The sequence below is a fragment of the Melissococcus plutonius ATCC 35311 genome (genome assembly GCF_000270185.1).
GTDB lineage: Bacteria > Bacillota > Bacilli > Lactobacillales > Enterococcaceae > Melissococcus > Melissococcus plutonius.
In genome coordinates this window covers 876,525-894,156 of the sequence record NC_015516.1, presented here as the reverse complement: position 1 = coordinate 894,156, position 17,632 = coordinate 876,525, and the positions used below count along the sequence as shown (strand labels likewise).

The following is a 17,632-nucleotide window of genomic DNA, read 5'->3' as shown; positions in this document are numbered from 1 at the left end:
TTAAATTTCTCGCTCCTTTTGTTGAATCACAGTCAAACTTTTTTTTACCCAATCTTGTTGTAAACCAGTTAATGATGTTTCTATAACATCATTAAAAAAACAAGTAATTAATTTCTGTGGATCATTTTGCTTTATAGAAGCCAACATTTCTTCATTGGCTTTTACCTCTTTTTTTCTTGTTAAACACTCAATTTTAATCATATGGGTATAAATCTTTCTTAATTGTGCCATCATACTAGGAATGATGGCTTGTTCTGTTAGTTGTAGATATATATAATCATCTTTATGAATTGTTTGATAAAATTTTGGATCAACAAGCGTTTGAAAGTCACCTTGTATTTTTTTAATCTCTCGAATCATCGTTAATTCTCTAAAATAAGGCATGAATGGCTTGTTTTCTGAATCAACAATCCATACTCCTTTTTGTTGATTCATTTCAGATAAAGAAAATTTTAATGGTGATCCACTGTAATAGACAGTTGGGTGCTTCAACGCATCTTTCCCATGTAGATGACCTAAAGCTGTATAATCAAAGGGAGCTAATAAATCAACCGGAACAGCATCCAATCCACCAACAGTTAGCTTTGTTTCTGATTCTGTTTTTTCACTACCTGCCACAAAAAAGTGGCTAACCAATACGTGGTTTTTTGTGCTATCAAATTGCTGAACAATTTTTTTGATTATTCTTTCGATTGCTTGTGCCATTGTTTTTATCTGATCATCTTCAAAATAAATTCTAGCAGCAATAGGTTCAAAATAAGGCAATAAAAAAAATTGTGTGTTTCCTAAATTAATTGGTGTGAATACTTGTTCCATTTGTGTATATAAATAATAATTCGTTTTAGTAAACCATGGACTGCCTGTTTCTAGGCGGACACTATTATCATGATTACCAGAAATGGCTAAAACCGAAAATTTTTGTTCCAGATTTAATTGAACCATCATATTATTGAATAATTGAATAGCTTCTGTTGAAGGAACTGCACGGTCATACAAATCACCGGCGATAATGATTGCTTCCACTTTTTCTTCTTTAGCGATTGAGATAATTTGCTGAAAAATAGTTGCTTGTTCTTCTAACAAATTATATCCGTGCAGTTTTTTCCCAATATGCCAATCTGCTGTATGTAAAAAACGCACATTTTCACCACCTAAATTTTTTCTACTCTATTATAACAAAACTTTCAACGATTTGAAAAAGTGATTCATTAAATCATTCACTTTTAATTGAATAATTTTATTCAAAAACAGCAAAAAACCTACAAACGCTCTTTAATAAAAAAGGTTGGTAGGTTTATTTAGATTTTATTTTCATTAGTTGTCTTTTTTATTTGAGATTGATTTATTGGTGGAATCTATTTCTTCATCTAATTTATCAAAGGCATTTTGTAGACGATGCTCCACTTCTTCTATTCCTGCTTTGTCCATTTTTTTAACATCGCTAACATCTATCGGTTCACCAAATCGTACAACAACACGTTTACGTTTAAACAATCCGCCTAAAGTCAATGGTCCCTGATAAATCGCTGGTACAATTTTTACATTTGCCATTTTAGCAATTAATCCAACGCCACCTTTTAACCTAGAAGAATAACGAGTACCACTTGGAAACATAATCAAACTTGATTGAGAATTTTTTAAAGATTTTACTGGTATTTTAATTGCACTGGGACCTGGTTTTTCTCTATTAACAGGAAATGCATTTAAATGAGTTAAAAAAAACCTAAAATTGGATTTTTAAATAGCTCTTTTTTTGCCATAAAACTAAACGTTTTTGGCGAACCAGCAACTGCTAAATAGAATGGTTCCAACCACGTTCGATGCTGAGCAACCAAAATATAGTTCTCTTTTTTTGGCAATCGATCTTTCTTTTCATAATGTGCATTGCCATTAATTAAAAAGAGAATCATTTGCAAAAACTTACGCATAATTACAAAAAACATGTTCTTCTTCCTTTCCTGCTTCCTTACTAGTATGCCTGAATTAAAAACATTTGACAAGAAATTTTTTGGTTTCTTCTCTTTTATAAACGTAGTATAATCACCCTTAGAAGAAACCAATTGGAGGAATGTGTATGCTGCTTTCTGGCGAACGTATCGATCAGTTATATGCTGAAGACGTTAAAATTATCCAAAGCAAGGAAGTATTTTCATTTTCATTAGATGCAGTATTATTAGCGAACTTTCCACGTCTTCCTAAAAAAGGTCGTATTGTTGATTTATGTGCCGGAAATGGCGCAGTCGGCTTATTCATCAGTAAAAAGACAAAAGCACCCATTATTCAGATTGAATTACAATCACGATTAGCAGATATGGGAAAAAGAAGTATTCAATTAAACCATTTAGAACAACAATTAACCATGCATACACTGGATTTAAAAAATGCAACTTCTGTCATTAAAAAAGATTCTGTTGATCTAGTCGTTTGTAATCCACCCTATTTCAAAGAACAAACAATGAGTCAAAAAAATCCAAATATTCATTTAGCAATTGCTCGTCATGAAATTTATACCACCTTAGAAGAAGTCATCCATGTTTCATCTCAATTGTTAAAAACAAATGGCAGATTAGCTATGGTTCATCGACCAAATCGCTTTTTAGATCTTCTGAATATTTTTGAAAAAGAAAATATTATTCCAAAACGTGTACAATTTATTTATCCAAAGCAGGATTCAGAGGCAAATACACTGCTTATTGAAGGGATAAAACAAGGAAAAAAAGCAGGATTTCGAATTTTGCCGCCCTTAATTTTACATAATGAACAAAATGATTATGAAAAGCCAATTAGAAAGATACTTTATGGATAAGCATTATTTTTATGTGCTACTCTGTAAAGATGGTAGTTTTTATGGTGGTTATACCATTGATCCTGGTAGAAGGCTCAATGAACATAATCAGGGGATTGGTGCAAAATATACTCGATTACCTAGTCGGTTGCCCACTCAAATGATCCATCTTGAACAGTTCAATAGTCGAAGTGAAGCAACAAAAGCTGAATATGCGTTTAAAAGATTAACCAGAAGACAAAAAGAAATCTATTTAGAAACAATACCTTCATTGTCTCCTCCCATCAATAATGAACAAAAAAGGATTTAAAAAATCAATGATTGTCGCAATTTTCCTAGATTTAAAAAAAATTAATACTCAATAATTTTTTAGCAAATCTATGAATAAAAAAGACTTATCTTAATACCTAGATATGTCTTCTTTTATTCATAGATTTGCTAAATCAATTTAATTGATATTGTTTTTTTTACAATATCATTTAATATTCCATTTAATGAATACATGCTCCTAATGCATTTTTAAAATGGCTCAACGCCCATTCATGTCCTACTGGATCAAAACTAGCTACAGCATTCTCATGAACAACAATGTTATATCCCAAATTATAAGCATCTACTGCCGTATGGAGAATACAAATATCTGTGCAAACACCAGTTAAATGTAACTCAGTAATTCCTCTTTCTCGAAGTCGAACATCTAAGTCTGTTCCACAAAAAGCCGAATAATGACGTTTATCAATCCAATAGACATTCTCTTCTTGTTTACTTTTATCATAAATATGCTGTAATTTTCCATAAAGTTTTCGCCCATCCGTATTTACCAGGTTATGTGGTGGAAAAAGTCTTGTTTCCGGATGATAAGAATCATTAAGATCATGACGATCAATTGCATAGACAACAAAGTCCCCATTTTCAGTAAATTCTTTTGTAATAGTTACCAGTGCTGCTTCAATTTCTTGTCCAGCTTTACCAGTCGTTAACGCACCATGAGATGCAACAAAATCGTTCGTATAATCAATAGAGAGTAAAGCTCTCATTTTTCATCCTTCTTTCTAATCAAATCAAATGATTAATGAAATAAATCACCATTTGAGCAGAGCGTTCACCAGCCTTTTCGATAAATTCATCGAAAGTATCTGTAGCTACCTCATCAGCAGTATCACTAATTGCCCGGACAATTAAAAATGGTATATTAAATTGTGTAGCTGTTTGTGCAACTGCAGCTCCCTCCATTTCACATGCTAAAGCTTCTGGAAAATTCGTTAAGATGGTTGCTATCTCTGTTTGATTATTGACAAAGGTATCTCCGCTTACAATTAATCCATGATGGATTTTATAACCTGTTTCTTGAGCTGCTTTTGTCATTTCTAATTTTGCATACTGACTTGTTTCAAAATAAAGTGGCATCCCACCTGGTAATTGTCCAGGTTTATAGCCAAATCCAGTAACATCAACATCAAAATAAGCCAAAGCGTTTGCAATCACTAAATCCCCAATTGCTAAATTTTTACCAATACCACCTGCTGATCCCGTATTAATCACTAGATTTACTTGATACTGATGAATCAATAATGTAGTTGTAATTGTTGCTGCAACCTTTCCTATTCCAGAACGAACTAAAATAATTTCATGACGTCCTAGTGAACCAGAAACAAATAACATTCCAGCGCGTTCCCAAGAACGTCTATCCTTCATTGTTGCCCTTAATGTTTTAATTTCTTGATCCATCGCTCCAATGATGCCTATTTTCATTTTTTTCCCTCTTTTCTAGAAGTGTAATACAACATACACAACAACAATTAATAAAATGGCAACAACAATAATTGCTTTGTTTAAACTACTACTACGTTCACGAATCTTTGATCGTTCTTGTGAACGTGATTTTGTAATGGTTTGCGCTTGTTGTTTTTTTTGCTCTTTTCGATAAAAATTTGAAATTTTTTGTTCTTCTTGTTCATATTCTTTTTCAGATTTCTTCACCGATTGCTCTAAGTTTTGTTCTTCCTCTTCTCTTCTTTTACGCAATTCAGCTCGAGTAATCAGTGGATCGTCACTCATTTTTGTTCCCCCAAACCTCTTTCTCAAAAATTGTTTTTAATTGTGTTGGTGTTCCCAATATTGAATTGCAAAAATGGTTTTTGCATCACAAATTGTCCCTTTTTTGATTTCTTCTTTTGCCTCTGTTAAGGTCAATTCATGGAGTTCAATCAGCTCATCCTCATCGGGCAATAGTGGATGGTCCACTTTTTCCAAAGAATCCGTATAATAAATATGAAGAAGTTCATCCGAAAACCCTGGTGACATATACATCGAGGAAATATGGATCAGTTTATCTGTTCTATAGGCCGTTTCTTCTTCTAATTCTCTATTTGCAGTTTTTTTTGGATCTACTTGTTCTCCTAGATCAATTTTACCAGCAGGTATTTCTAAAATAGTTTTTTCTAATGGTTTACGAAACTGTTTGACCATTACAATCTTATTTTCTATTGTAATAGGAATGATTGCCACAGAGCCTTGATGAAAAACTAATTCTCTTGAAGCTGTTCCTCCTTCAGGGAGTGCGACTATATCTTTAAAAACATGAATAACCGATCCATCAAAAATATCTGTTCTTTCAATTGTTTTCTCTTCAAAATTTTCAATTTTTTTCATCTTTCCCACCCTTTATGTGTCATTTCATTTGATGTATAAATTTTACCATTCTTCGATTCAATAAACACTATTTTTTAACAGTTTTATTCATTAAGAAATTTTATAGATCAACAATATGGCCTACCATCTTTTATTTTTTATATAAAAATTTATAATTTATCAAAAATAAAAACATAAAAAATTCATGGTTTTATATTAATATATATATATGTACTAACAATACCCCCAAATAAAATACTTTTTCATTTTTACTCCTTTCCCACCTTGATATCAAGGTGGGAATTTTCTTAAATTTAACCTGTATAGTTGTGTTTCAAAATCCCCTTACTATCCTAACTGTTATTTTCTCTTTAAAGAGAAAATTTATTGATTAAATTTAATTCATCTTTCATTAATTATTTCAAACTTTTTATACCTACTTTGTTCTCTTTTTTAATCTAGTTTATCTTGTTCATAATGATGACTTTTTTCCAATTTTGGAAACCTTTGTTGTCGCAAAGCTTCATAAATAACTAATGCTGCTGTATTTGATAGATTTAGTGAACGAACATGTTGATCATTCATTGGTATGCGTAAACATTTTTCTTTATTCTGGCGCATAAATGTTTCTGGTAATCCAGTAGTTTCCTTACCAAATATAAAGTAATGTTCCTGATCATCATCATAATTTATTTCGCTATAGATTTGATTTGCAAATTTTGTAATGAGATGAAGCGGTTTATCACCCAATTCATTTAAAAAAGATGGCAGATTTTCATAGTAGGTAATTTCTACTTTGGACCAATAATCTAATCCTGCTCTTTTTAAATGCTTATCATCTGTTGAAAAACCCAATGGTTCAATTAAATGAAGTGCAGTGTTTGTTGCGGCACAAGTCCGTGCAATATTACCAGTATTTGCTGGAATTTGAGGTTCAAACAAAACAATATGATTTTTCATAGTTCTTCCTTTCTTAAAACAAATAAAAATTCAATTCTTTTATAATAAATCTATTAAAAAACATAAAAAAAAACGTATCAACTCGGTGTTAAGCACTGCGAGTCATTACGTTAGTGAGTTTCTTTTCACTAACTTTTATCAGAACAGGAACCTGATAAAAATCAACGAAAAAACAACTTGTGTGTAATATAACATCAATGTGGAAAGTTTGCAAGTTTTTTTCTTAATTTTTTGTGAAAAAACTTATTTTTTTCTTCCTTTTAACAAACAAATATCAATAGTAATTTCAGCTAAAGGATATTGTTGTGCACGTTGCTTGATTTCACTTGAAACCTGCCATTCTAAAGGCGACATTTCAAGTAAATCTAGTTGACAATGTTTTGGAATAGAAAATGTATAGGTAATTCGTTCTTTTTCTTCAATAATCATTGCTTGTTCAAACCGTTCAATAACTTTTTGATTAGAGTAAAATTGCTTTTGTTCATTTCCTGGATAAAAGATTTGCCTTAATTCTTTAAGATAATCTATCTCTGGAATGATTTTAATGATTTTTCCATCTTTTTTTAATACTCGGGTAAATTCCTGATAATAAGCAGGTGAAAAAATATTTATAATAGTATCTATAGAATCAGATGAAATAGGCAAATTTGTTAAGTCAGCCACACCCCAAAATCCTGTTCCTACTGGTTGAGAACTTGCCAGATAAATACCATCTTTTGAAATATCAAAACCTATCTTAAATCCATTTAAACCACGTTCTGTTAATTGGGTTAAGAAACTACCTTCCCCACAACCAATGTCAAGAGTGATGCCATTCATTGCTGTAATCTTTTGTTGTATGGCATCTAATACTTGTTGATACATCCCATTTTTAATCAAATTTCCTCTTGGAATTAACATTTTTTTTTGAATATTCAGTTTTAACTTGATGATTCAAAAAATAAAGTGTACCTTTTTTAGACAAATCGAACTGATGATTATTCTTACAAATCAGGCTATAGGAATTTAAATAAAAAGAATGATAACAAATTGGACAACGAAATAACGATTCATTTTTTTGTAAAAATTGTTGTGCTTGTTCGATTTTTTTCAATAGCAATGACCTCTTTCTGACAAAATCAAGGTTTATTCTTTTGTGCTAGGTAGAATTATGATACAATGCCCATGAAAGAAAAGCAAGGAGAGAATATATGAAGATGATTAAAGAATTTTGTGCGGAAAATTTTACAAATATCCCAAATGCCATTACAGCTGGTGCTACTAGAATTGAACTATGTGATAATCTAGCTGTAGGTGGTACGACTCCTAGTATTGGTGTTATTAAAGAAACTCTTCAGTATACAGAAGATAGTAGGGTTCCTGTAATGACCATTATCCGTCCACGTGGTGGAAATTTTATCTACAATGATACTGAGTTAAAGATAATGGAGACAGATCTTTTTGAAACAAAAAATTTGGGTGCTTATGGTGTTGTGCTTGGTTGTTTAACTGAAAAAAATTGGCTAGATGAGGAAGCAATGGAACAATTAATCGAAGCTGCTGAGGGCCTTCAAATAACTTTTCATATGGCTTTTGACTTATTAAATCAAGCAGACCAACTTAAGGCAATTGACTGGTTAGCAGATCACGGTGTCTCTCGTATTCTAACACATGGTGGCCAGGCAGACACACTTATTGAAGAGAATATTCCTTGGTTAAAAGAACTTATCAACTATGCAAATAATAAATTGATCATTTTACCTGGTGGTGGCATTACCAAACACAATCTACCTATAATCAGCAAGCAATTATCTGTTAGTGAATTTCATGGGACAAAAATTGTTTGATCTACTATTATTTAATCAATCTAATTCATAATTATCTATTCTGTTAACTAAATTAGTTATAAAACAAAAACTTGTTAAAACTCACATTCCCTAAATTCTTATAAAAATAAGAATTTAGGGAATGTGAGTTTTAAATTTATTTCATTATTAGCCATTTATAATTGTACAGCATCTAAATTAAAGCGAATATTATTTTGTATTTCCTGAAACCGTTTAATATTAGACATATCTTCTTGATTGTTATCATCAAAATTAACTAATGAATGGTCATAAAAGGAAATATAGCTAATCGTCCATAATTTAGGATCTGTTATAATTTGATCGATCAAAGGGTAAAGTAAAACAAAATGCAATTGAATTTCTTCTTTTAATTCCAATAACAGAATAGGATGATCATTGATAAGCTCTTTTTCTAAATAAAGTAATACTCTTTGACAAATTTCACTATCCATTGGATCACCAATATTAGCAGGAATCACTTGATACGTTTTCTGATCAATCCAAAGAAAACATATTTTTTCTGTTAAGTTGAGTTTTTCAAATTCATTTAATAGCCATGAACGAACTAAATAATGAACATCTGAATTTAACAAAATCTCTTTCCCTATCTTGATAAATCTTTCTTTAGGCAGCTGAACCGCCTGTTTTATGATTGTTAACTGTTCAAAATAACTATATGTCTGTAAAATTTTTAGGTTTTGTTCTAACTCGGTGATTTTACTTGTTTCAAATTGTTGATAAAGCAATTCTGTCTGACAAACTTGCTTTTTTAATGCAATAAATGGCTTTATATTTTTTGTTTTTTTTAATAAAAGCTGATCATTAATCAAAATATGTGCTTCAATAAATTGATGATTTTGAATTAATAACTGAATGTAAAATTCCAATGAATCTACAGAGGAAAGATAGTCTTTCTTTAATTCAGAAGCAATGGTTAATGCTGTTTTTGGTTGTTCTGAACCTAAATACATACTAACAATTAAAAAATTCAAAGAAAAATCTTGATGGATGGCATAAGCTTTCAAGAAGTAATCCAGGGCCGCTTCTGTATTCTTTGCATCCATGGCTGCTTGTCCTAATTCAATATATCTTTCATAATTTTTTGGAAAGGAGATTTTGTTATCCAAATATACACGTCCCTTCTAATACTGCTTTTTATTTTAAACTAACTAAAATCGCACTTAATACAACAAGATAAACAGATAGGTACTTTTAATAAAGATTTTTGATAATAATCGCTGTCTCTTGCTTACCTTTTGTATTCAACTTCTTCGCTTTGTCAACCAAACAATAGCCCTCATAAATTTCTTTTGTTAATTCACCTTCTACCTCAAAAGACGTAACTTTTTCTACTTGTATTGCTTCTGTGGTAACTTCTTGAATACTATCCCACCCAGTATCGATAAAAAGTTTTGTTTCATTGGAAATAGTGCTGTCATTTTCTAGCAATTGAACAATATCTTTTAATTGGGAAAATGTCATTGTATTAATATGATTTATCATAAATTTTCCTTCCTTGAATATCTTCTCATTGAATCAATCCTTCATGCTATTCATTAACAAAATCATAATTATTACATATTTTTCTTCTTTGAAAGAATTATCCTTTGGTTGATTGTTCAGGCTAACTATAAATTTTTTTATTTATGATTAGCCTAAACCTTAATTATTCATTATTTATAACTAGACCATTTTTGATTCTTAAGCTATTTTATAAAATAATAAGTAGAGCTAAAAAATCGAATAATTAACTATTAAGAGTAGCAAATGATTCTGTCCATTCTAACTATACCAGTAATTTACTAAAAATTCGAAATTTTTTAATTATTTAAACAAAATATTCAAATCAACCTATTCATTAAACCAATTATAATTTTTCTGTACTACTTAATTCATTCATACATTAAGAAAAATTATTAGTAAATAATCAGTATAAAGAAGTATTCTAACATTCTTTAAAAAAGTCTACAAGTAAAAAATTTATTTTAGCTGTTTTTTACAATTATTTATTCAATCAAAATGATTATAGAAAAAGCGTCATGGATTATTTTAACAAGACAATAAACGATGTTCTTCAATTTAGTTTAGTGAGTATTAGTTGAATAAAACTTGCCTATTTACTACAATGAAGGAAATTAGTATATCGGAAGGTAGGTCATTTTATTGAGTGAATTACTTAAGTTAACTAATATTTCTTACCAGGTCAATCAACAAGAGATTCTGCAAAATATTTCTTTCACATTGAATAATAATGATTATTTAACATTAACTGGTCCATCTGGTAGTGGAAAAAGTACGCTTCTTCAGTTGATTGCTAATCTTTTAACTCCTACTTCAGGAAAGATAGCATTTCACAAGAGCAATATCGCAACAATGGACCCTATTTCTTATCGCAAAAAAGTTTCTTATTGTGCACAACAACCTACACTTTTTGGAAATACAGTTTTAGATAATTTTTCTTTTCCTTATCAAATTCGAAAGAAATCTTTTGACATGGAGAAAGCAAAGGTGTCATTGAGGAGAATTTCATTACCAGAAAATTATTTATCTAAAAAAATAACAGAACTTTCTGGTGGTGAACGTCAACGAATTGCTTTGATTAGAAATCTCCTATTTCTTCCAGAAATTCTTTTGTTAGATGAGGTGACTGCCGAATTAGATGATGAAAGCAAACAAGTTATCCATCAACTCATTGATGAATTAAACAAAGAAGAAAAGTTTGCGATTATTTATGTTACTCATGATTCACAGGAAATAAACAGTGCTAAAAATTTAAAAAAAATCGTTGCTGGTAAATTGGAGGAATAAAAATGAATTTATCTGTCAATAATATTTCACTTCTTTTTATAACCATTTTAGTTTTTATTGCTATTGGCATTAGTTATAAAGAAAAACTAGGTTTGGAAAAAGAGATTATAGTTAGTATCTGTCGTGCGGTTATTCAATTAATTATTGTTGGCTATCTATTAAAATATATTTTTCGTGTTAATAATATATTTTTAACTATGATCATGATATTCATTATTCTTATTAATGCAGCCTATAATGCGAATAAGCGAAGCAACGGATTAGAAGATGGTTTTTGGATTTCTTTTTTCTCAATTTTTATTAGTACATTTATTACCGTTGGTGTCTTAGTTATGACTCAAACCATTAAATTTGTTCCCTCGCAGATTATTCCAATTACAGGCATGGTCGCTAGCAATTCAATGGTCGCGATTGGCTTATGTTATAGAAATATGCACAGTCAATTTCATGATCAAAGAGAACAAGTATTAGAAAAATTGGCACTTGGTGCAACTATCAAAGAGGCGTCTAATTCAATCATTAAAGCTAGTATTAAAACAGGGATGTCGCCAACAATCGATTCTGCAAAAACTGTTGGAATTGTCAGTCTGCCTGGCATGATGTCTGGTCTTATTTTTGCTGGCATTGATCCAGTTTATGCAATCAAATATCAAATTATGGTTACTTTTATGTTATTATCTGCTACGAGCCTCGGTTCTTTTATTGCAAGTTACTATGCCTACAAAAAATACTATAATTCAAGGAAACAATTATTGTCTTAAATCTTTGATGGTTTATTTGATAAATGAAACTATTAATAAAGGTATTGTCTCTCATTCATATGTTTAAGCAAAATGATGAAAGCATTAAAAAAGCAATAAATTTAGCATTAAATTTATTGCTTTTTCAATGTATTCTGATTCAATTTCAAGCATAAAAATAAATAATTGGAAAACTAGCAGAATAAGTTTAACCTATCCAACTATTTAACTTTATATAGCTAGTTTTAAAATTTAATGAGTCTATTAAAGTTAGCGATTTAATCCATAAATAAAACTAAATTTATTTCTTAAAGCAAATAATTATCTGGGAAAAATCTTTTATTCGACTGTAACACTTTTGGCTAGATTTCTTGGTTTATCTACATCGTATCCTTTTTGTAAAGCCGCATAATAAGCAATAAGTTGTGTCGGAACAATGCTTACTAAAGTAGTCAGATATTTATGGACATCAGGGATAATAATTTGATCTTTTGAGTTTGCAAATGAAGATAAAGAAATAATTAGATTATTCGCTCCTCTACTCTCTACTTCTTTTAGGTTGCTTCGTGTCTGTGCTTGCGTTTCTTCTTCTGTAATAATGCCAATGACAGGTGTACTTTCTTCAATTAATGCAATGGTACCATGTTTCAGCTCACCAGCAGCAAACCCTTCAGCTTGAATATATGATACTTCTTTTAATTTCAATGCAGCTTCTAAAGCAGTATAGTAATCAACACCACGACCAATATAAAAAGCATTAGTCGTATCGGCTAAATATTCATTCACCAACTCCTTGACTGAATGATCATTAATCAATGTTTCCATAACTGATGCTACTTTGCCTAATTCATAAACAATATCAAAGTTTTTAGCCATTGAATTGTTTTTTGCTTCACCTACAGCTTTTGCCAAAATAGCCAATAATGCTACTTGCGCTGTGTATGCTTTGGTAGAGGCTACCGCAATTTCAGGACCTGCATAAAGCAATAGCGTACTATCCGATTCTCTTGATAAAGTAGATCCATTAACATTCGTCAGTGTTAGTGATGGATATCCTAAATTCCTAATTTGTACTAAAACTTGTCGACTATCTGCAGTCTCTCCACTCTGACTTAAAAAAATGAAAAATGGTTGTGTCGATAATAAAGGCATATGGTAACCAAATTCACTGGCTAAATGAACTTCTACCGGAATATTCATCATTTTTTCTAATAAAGAACGTGTTGTCAATCCAGCATTATAACTAGTGCCACAGGCAATGATATAAATGCGATCACTTTGCTTAATTTTATTCACCAAGGAATCATTAATCGTTAATTCTTTATTTTCATTTGTGTAATTTTGAATAATTTTACGGATAACACCAGGCTGTTCATCAATTTCTTTCAACATATAATATGGATAAGTTCCTTTTCCAAGATCATTTAAATCGAATGGAATTTTATAAGTCTCTCTATGAACCAGATGTCCATTTGCATCCTCAATGACTACTTTTTCTGCAGTCACTGTCACCATTTCATGATCAGCTATTTCCATAAAACAATCTGTTTCTTCTAACATTGCCATTGCATCACTACAAATAACGTTAAAATGATCTCCAATTCCAATAAGTAGTGGACTTTTATTTTTCGCAACATAAATGGTTTCAACATCATCCTTATCAACCAATGCAAAGGCGTATGATCCCTTTATTAATGCTATGGTCTGTTTAAATGCTTCCTTAGTCGTTTTTCCAATTTCGGTAAAATATTCAATCAAATTTACAATAATTTCTGTATCTGTATCCCCAACAAGGTCTTTTCCCTGCAAAAAATTTTGCTTTAATTCTTCAAAATTTTCAATCACTCCATTATGAACTAAAATGAACTGTTCATTGTTTGATCGATGTGGGTGAGCATTTTCCTGATTTGGTTTTCCATGTGTTGCCCATCTGGTATGTCCGATACCAATCGTGCCTTGTATATTTGACGTTAATTTTTCTTGTAAATTAGCAATTCTTCCTTGGGTTTTCACTAAGTAATTCCCATGATTTTTTCCATTCACATAAATCCCTGCAGAATCATAACCCCGATATTCTAATTTTTCTAATCCCCTAAGTAAAATCGCCGTTGTATTATTTTTCCCTATACTACCTACTATTCCACACATATAAAAACCTCATTTCATTTTTAGATAGACTAATTTTTTACAGATTATTCATTTGAATGAATTTATGACCTATTTTCTACTAATACGATGTTTAAATATTTTTAATTGATGATTAAACTTAATTACAGCACTTAAATTTAGGATCATTTTTAAAATTGGTATATATTTATTTTGAAAATCAAAATATATAAATCGTTAGCAATTATAACCTATAATCAATTTAATTGTCAATTTTTTTACATATACAAAAAATTGGTCTATATTATTTCACCTTAATAAATTTTTCTTATTTATTTCGCTAAATTGTTTGCATTAAAAAAACATGAGAACTAATAATGTTCTCATGTTTTCAATTTATAAAATAATATTGAGAAAATTTTTTCATTAAAATTGCATAATGATAGTCATTAAACTTCTTTCAAACCATGAAGATAGTTATCTTATACAATTACTCTCTCCTATTTATATATTGGTAATAATTTTAAAAGGTCATTCTAAAAAAAATTAATACTATCGAAACGGATTGTAAAAACGTCCATTATTACTATGAAAAAGATAGAAATTAACTAACAAAAAAATAATGGCTGATAAAATAACTAACCCATCCATCAGGCGAATTGGTTGTCTAATATACCATGTACGCCGCTTATTTTCACCAAATCTTCTTAATTCCATGGCAGTGCTAATAGTTTCAATGCGATCCAAACTTGAAAGAATTAACGGAAAAACAATTTGGAGGCTTCCTTTTAGTTTTCTAATAAGTTGTCCTTTTTTAGATAATTCTAATCCACGTGCTTGTTGAGCCAACGAAATGTTGAAAAAATCTTCCTGAATATCTGGGATATAACGAATAGCTAAGGCCACTGCATAACTTATTTTATAATGAACACCTAAACGATTTAAACTAGATGCAAATTCACTAGGATTGGTTGTTAACAAAAAAATCAATGCTAAAGGAATGGTGCAAAAATATTTTAATATTAAGTTAAATTCATAAAACAATTCTTCATAAGTCAATGTAAAACGATTAATACCTTTCCATATTAATGTTCGTGAGCCATAAAGGGTTACTCCATATTCTGGGGCAAACAAATAGATGGCAAAAATATTTAACAAGGAAAAAACGGCAATAAATTTTATCACAAAAGATACTTGCTGCCATTTTATATCTGCTAGTTTAAATAAAACGAACGAAAAAACTGCCATAAAAGCTAACAAGCGTGTGTCATAAGTTGTCATACATGCAATAGATACAAGCAGCAGAAAAAGCAATTTTGCTGTACTATTCAATTGATGAATTACTGTATTTGCTGGAATATATCCTAGCATCTGATTATCCACTAACATCTTACCTTTCGATCATATCTTACAAAATTTTCAATAAATCGCAGAGGATTCGTTACTTTTAGCTGATTGGCTAACGTGAAAAGACTCGTTTCCTTTAACGAAGCGGCTTCAATTAATTCCTGATTAGTTAAAATTTTAACTGGCATAGTATCAGCTAATACCTTTCCTTCATCAATAATAATTGCTCGTTGGGTATATTCAAGCATTAGGTGCATATCATGCGTGATCATTAAAATTGTAATTCCCATTCTATGTAGTCGTTCTAAACAATGCATAATTTCTGTATAATGATTAAAATCTTGTCCGGCAGTTGGTTCATCTAAAATAATCATCTCTGGTTCTAAAACCAAAATTGAAGCAATAGTGACACGTTTTTTTTGTCCAAAACTTAAAGAAGAGACCGGCCAATTACGATAAGGATATAAATCACAAATTCTTAATACCTGTTCAATACGTTTTTCTCGCTCTTCTTTCTCTATATTACGCAACACTAACCCTAGACCAATTTCTTCCTTAACTGATTTTTTAGAGAGCATTTGATTTGGATTTTGCATCACATAACCAATTTTATCTGCACGTTCCTTAATAGAAAGATGATTTATTGATTGATTTTTCCAATAAATTTTACCTTGTTGAGGTTTGATAAATCCACAAATTGTTTTACAAAACGTTGTTTTTCCAGCCCCATTTTTTCCAATAATACTAATCATTTCACCTTGATTAATCGTCAATGAAAGATTATCTAATGCCAATTTACTTTTTTTATTGTATTGATAATTTAATTGTTTAGCAACAAGTAAGGGCTGATTTTTGATTGTATTCGTTGGTTGTATTGGTTCAGCCAAATATCCAGTTAATTTTTGATGTAAATCTGGTGCTGTTAATTTTTTAATTGTTGAAATATTTTCTATTTTAGACATATTTATTCCACTATAGCGTAAGGCAGTTACGTATAACGGTTCACGAATACCTTGTTTTAATAAACAATCTGTTTTAAGCAATTCGTCTGGTGTTTGGTCTGCTACAATTTTCCCCGCATTCATGACAATAATGCGATCAACTGGTTGACATAAAACATCTTCTAATCGATGTTCAATAATCAAAATAGTTGCTGAACCTTTTTGATGAATTTTTTCAATTAATTGCATAGTCTCTTGTCCAGCTTTTGGATCAAGATTAGCCAATGGTTCATCAAAAAGCAAAATAGGAGAATGATTAATCAGGACACCAGCCATTGAAACTCTTTGTTTTTGACCACCGGATAGGTTTTGTGGTTTCTGGAATAAATAGTGATCTAGGTTAACAACTTTTGCCCATTTTTCAACATCCTCTTTCATTTTTTCCTGAGGAATCATATCATTTTCTAAAGCAAAAGCAATATCCTCAGCAACCGTTAATCCAATAAATTGGCTGTCTGTATCTTGTAGGACAGTTCCAACATCAAATGATAAATCAAATAGACTTGTCTTTTTTAAATCTTTATTATTAATGGTGACTGTACCTGTTATGTCACCTTCATAATTATGAGGGATTAAACCATTAATACATTGAGCTAGTGTTGATTTACCACTTCCACTTGGTCCAACAATTACTACCTTCTCGCCTTCATAAATGGTTAAATTAATAGCAGTGAGTGTGGGTTCAGCTTGGCTATAATATTGGAAAGAAAAATTATCAAAAGTAATTAATGCCTTTTTCATTGTACTTCCCCTTTTTAAGTCAAACAGAATTAAAAAATTGCATTTTGTTTTTATTCCATTAGATTTTTTCTGTCATTTTTAATCATTCATCCATTATTCCTTACCATTCCTTTTTTAAACTAACCTTCTTTACACGTGTAGCTGCATAGGTTGATAATAACAATGTACCAAAAATTGCCATCGAAAGAACATTTAAAATGACAGCAATTATGCCTTGGGTGAATACCTTATTTGCTGGTTCACTATAAATCAACACATCTAAAGTTGGTGCTAGGCCATCCCAAATAATTAGATTACCAATAATTTGGCAAATACTAAAATAGATAAGTTCTTTCTTTGGAAATAATCCATGTTGAATAGATAATTTTTTCCCTATAAAACCATAAATCATTCCTATCATACCTGAACAGAAAATCCAACTCCACCAAGCACTTCCATAGGTGGTCAAATCTTTTAATGTATGACCAATTAAACCAATTAATCCACCAGCAATGGGGCCAAATACAATACTCATAAGTGCTAAAAACGGATAGCAAGTTTCTAAATTCGTATTTGGAAAACCAGTAGGAATAACAACAAACCGTCCTAAAATAACAAATACTGCAGACCCAATACCAATAGCTACAATTGTTTTTACAGATAAACTTTTTTTCATACAGCCCAACTCTCTATTTTAAAATCGCTGGT

The 17,632-nt window shown here is 30.6% G+C and carries 17 protein-coding genes and 2 pseudogenes; 5 read left to right on the top strand and 14 right to left on the bottom strand.

The genetic code is table 11. The annotated features are described in order from the left end of the window. A complete protein-coding gene (locus tag MPTP_RS03825) occupies positions 1-1,140 on the bottom strand; it encodes an exonuclease SbcCD subunit D (RefSeq protein WP_013773759.1) in 1,140 nt (379 codons plus the stop codon). A gap of 174 nt (positions 1,141-1,314) precedes the next feature. Next, positions 1,315-1,943: pseudogene (locus MPTP_RS03820) on the bottom strand (lysophospholipid acyltransferase family protein). 131 nt (positions 1,944-2,074) lie between these two features. Between MPTP_RS03820 and MPTP_RS03815 the strand changes: the two are divergent. Then, positions 2,075-2,806: a tRNA1(Val) (adenine(37)-N6)-methyltransferase gene (locus tag MPTP_RS03815; protein WP_013773758.1), complete on the top strand. Its 732-nt coding sequence runs from the start codon at positions 2,075-2,077 to the stop codon at positions 2,804-2,806. Then, the gene (locus MPTP_RS03810; RefSeq protein ID WP_013773757.1) at positions 2,799-3,095 is read left to right on the top strand and encodes a GIY-YIG nuclease family protein; all 297 of its coding nucleotides are present in this window, start codon (positions 2,799-2,801) and stop codon (positions 3,093-3,095) included. Before MPTP_RS03815 ends, MPTP_RS03810 begins: the two co-directional genes overlap by 8 nt. A 181-nt stretch (positions 3,096-3,276) precedes the next feature. On the opposite strand, the gene MPTP_RS03805 is transcribed toward MPTP_RS03810, so the two are convergent. From MPTP_RS03805 to MPTP_RS03780, 6 genes and pseudogenes are all read right to left on the bottom strand, one after another. Further along, on the bottom strand, positions 3,277-3,822 hold the full coding sequence (locus MPTP_RS03805) for a cysteine hydrolase family protein (RefSeq protein ID WP_013773756.1): 546 nt from the start codon (positions 3,820-3,822) through the stop codon (positions 3,277-3,279). A gap of 19 nt (positions 3,823-3,841) precedes the next feature. After that, on the bottom strand, positions 3,842-4,537 hold the full coding sequence (locus MPTP_RS03800; RefSeq protein WP_013773755.1) for a 5'-methylthioadenosine/adenosylhomocysteine nucleosidase: 696 nt from the start codon (positions 4,535-4,537) through the stop codon (positions 3,842-3,844). A gap of 15 nt (positions 4,538-4,552) precedes the next feature. Continuing rightward, complete coding sequence (macP, locus tag MPTP_RS03795) at positions 4,553-4,843, bottom strand: cell wall synthase accessory phosphoprotein MacP (RefSeq protein ID WP_013773754.1); 291 nt, start codon at positions 4,841-4,843, stop codon at positions 4,553-4,555. A 36-nt stretch (positions 4,844-4,879) separates the two neighbouring features. Then, positions 4,880-5,437: an NUDIX hydrolase gene (locus MPTP_RS03790; protein ID WP_013773753.1), complete on the bottom strand. Its 558-nt coding sequence runs from the start codon at positions 5,435-5,437 to the stop codon at positions 4,880-4,882. Between the two features lie 432 nt (positions 5,438-5,869). Further along, positions 5,870-6,376: a tRNA (uridine(34)/cytosine(34)/5-carboxymethylaminomethyluridine(34)-2'-O)-methyltransferase TrmL gene (gene trmL / locus MPTP_RS03785; RefSeq protein WP_013773752.1), complete on the bottom strand. Its 507-nt coding sequence runs from the start codon at positions 6,374-6,376 to the stop codon at positions 5,870-5,872. Between the two features lie 243 nt (positions 6,377-6,619). Continuing rightward, positions 6,620-7,475, bottom strand: a pseudogene (locus tag MPTP_RS03780) (methyltransferase domain-containing protein). A gap of 97 nt (positions 7,476-7,572) precedes the next feature. Between MPTP_RS03780 and MPTP_RS03775 the strand changes: the two are divergent. Beyond that, positions 7,573-8,202 (top strand): copper homeostasis protein CutC, encoded by a 630-nt coding sequence (locus tag MPTP_RS03775; protein WP_041363342.1) that lies wholly within the window; start codon positions 7,573-7,575, stop codon positions 8,200-8,202. A 155-nt stretch (positions 8,203-8,357) separates the two neighbouring features. Here MPTP_RS03775 and MPTP_RS03770 read toward each other — a convergent pair whose 3' ends face one another. Further along, positions 8,358-9,329: a tetratricopeptide repeat protein gene (locus MPTP_RS03770; protein WP_013773748.1), complete on the bottom strand. Its 972-nt coding sequence runs from the start codon at positions 9,327-9,329 to the stop codon at positions 8,358-8,360. A gap of 85 nt (positions 9,330-9,414) precedes the next feature. After that, complete coding sequence (locus MPTP_RS03765) at positions 9,415-9,705, bottom strand: hypothetical protein (RefSeq protein ID WP_013773747.1); 291 nt, start codon at positions 9,703-9,705, stop codon at positions 9,415-9,417. 660 nt (positions 9,706-10,365) lie between these two features. Between MPTP_RS03765 and MPTP_RS03760 the strand changes: the two genes are divergently transcribed. Both MPTP_RS03760 and MPTP_RS03755 read left to right on the top strand, forming a co-directional pair. Then, positions 10,366-11,010, top strand: a complete 645-nt coding sequence (locus MPTP_RS03760; protein WP_013773746.1) for an ABC transporter ATP-binding protein — start codon at positions 10,366-10,368, stop codon at positions 11,008-11,010. A 2-nt stretch (positions 11,011-11,012) separates the two neighbouring features. Further along, positions 11,013-11,771 (top strand): ABC transporter permease, encoded by a 759-nt coding sequence (locus MPTP_RS03755; RefSeq protein ID WP_013773745.1) that lies wholly within the window; start codon positions 11,013-11,015, stop codon positions 11,769-11,771. A gap of 318 nt (positions 11,772-12,089) precedes the next feature. Here MPTP_RS03755 and glmS read toward each other — a convergent pair whose 3' ends face one another. The 4 genes from glmS to MPTP_RS03735 all read right to left on the bottom strand — a co-directional run bounded on the left by glmS (position 12,090) and on the right by MPTP_RS03735 (position 17,600). After that, a complete protein-coding gene (gene glmS / locus MPTP_RS03750) occupies positions 12,090-13,898 on the bottom strand; it encodes a glutamine--fructose-6-phosphate transaminase (isomerizing) (protein ID WP_013773743.1) in 1,809 nt (602 codons plus the stop codon). A 510-nt stretch (positions 13,899-14,408) separates the two neighbouring features. Further along, positions 14,409-15,245 (bottom strand): energy-coupling factor transporter transmembrane component T family protein, encoded by an 837-nt coding sequence (locus MPTP_RS03745; protein WP_013773742.1) that lies wholly within the window; start codon positions 15,243-15,245, stop codon positions 14,409-14,411. After that, a complete protein-coding gene (locus MPTP_RS03740) occupies positions 15,239-16,945 on the bottom strand; it encodes an ABC transporter ATP-binding protein (protein ID WP_013773741.1) in 1,707 nt (568 codons plus the stop codon). The genes MPTP_RS03745 and MPTP_RS03740 overlap by 7 nt, the downstream gene beginning before the upstream one ends. Positions 16,946-17,045: 100 nt before the next feature. Then, on the bottom strand, positions 17,046-17,600 hold the full coding sequence (locus MPTP_RS03735) for an ECF-type riboflavin transporter substrate-binding protein (protein WP_013773740.1): 555 nt from the start codon (positions 17,598-17,600) through the stop codon (positions 17,046-17,048). Positions 17,601-17,632 lie beyond the last annotated feature (32 nt).

Excerpts from the sequence above, each read along its gene's own strand:
- MPTP_RS03815 (WP_013773758.1), top strand. The coding sequence starts at position 2,075 with ATGCTGCTTTCTGGCGAACGTATCGATCAGTTATATGCTGAAGACGTT.
- MPTP_RS03810 (WP_013773757.1), top strand. The coding sequence starts at position 2,799 with ATGGATAAGCATTATTTTTATGTGCTACTCTGTAAAGATGGTAGTTTT.
- MPTP_RS03805 (WP_013773756.1), bottom strand. The coding sequence starts at position 3,822 with ATGAGAGCTTTACTCTCTATTGATTATACGAACGATTTTGTTGCATCT.
- MPTP_RS03800 (WP_013773755.1), bottom strand. The coding sequence starts at position 4,537 with ATGAAAATAGGCATCATTGGAGCGATGGATCAAGAAATTAAAACATTA.
- macP (WP_013773754.1), bottom strand. The coding sequence starts at position 4,843 with ATGAGTGACGATCCACTGATTACTCGAGCTGAATTGCGTAAAAGAAGA.
- MPTP_RS03790 (WP_013773753.1), bottom strand. The coding sequence starts at position 5,437 with ATGAAAAAAATTGAAAATTTTGAAGAGAAAACAATTGAAAGAACAGAT.
- trmL (WP_013773752.1), bottom strand. The coding sequence starts at position 6,376 with ATGAAAAATCATATTGTTTTGTTTGAACCTCAAATTCCAGCAAATACT.
- MPTP_RS03775 (WP_041363342.1), top strand. The coding sequence starts at position 7,573 with ATGATTAAAGAATTTTGTGCGGAAAATTTTACAAATATCCCAAATGCC.
- MPTP_RS03765 (WP_013773747.1), bottom strand. The coding sequence starts at position 9,705 with ATGATAAATCATATTAATACAATGACATTTTCCCAATTAAAAGATATT.
- MPTP_RS03755 (WP_013773745.1), top strand. The coding sequence starts at position 11,013 with ATGAATTTATCTGTCAATAATATTTCACTTCTTTTTATAACCATTTTA.
- glmS (WP_013773743.1), bottom strand. The coding sequence starts at position 13,898 with ATGTGTGGAATAGTAGGTAGTATAGGGAAAAATAATACAACGGCGATT.
- MPTP_RS03745 (WP_013773742.1), bottom strand. The coding sequence starts at position 15,245 with ATGTTAGTGGATAATCAGATGCTAGGATATATTCCAGCAAATACAGTA.
- MPTP_RS03740 (WP_013773741.1), bottom strand. The coding sequence starts at position 16,945 with ATGAAAAAGGCATTAATTACTTTTGATAATTTTTCTTTCCAATATTAT.
- MPTP_RS03735 (WP_013773740.1), bottom strand. The coding sequence starts at position 17,600 with ATGAAAAAAAGTTTATCTGTAAAAACAATTGTAGCTATTGGTATTGGG.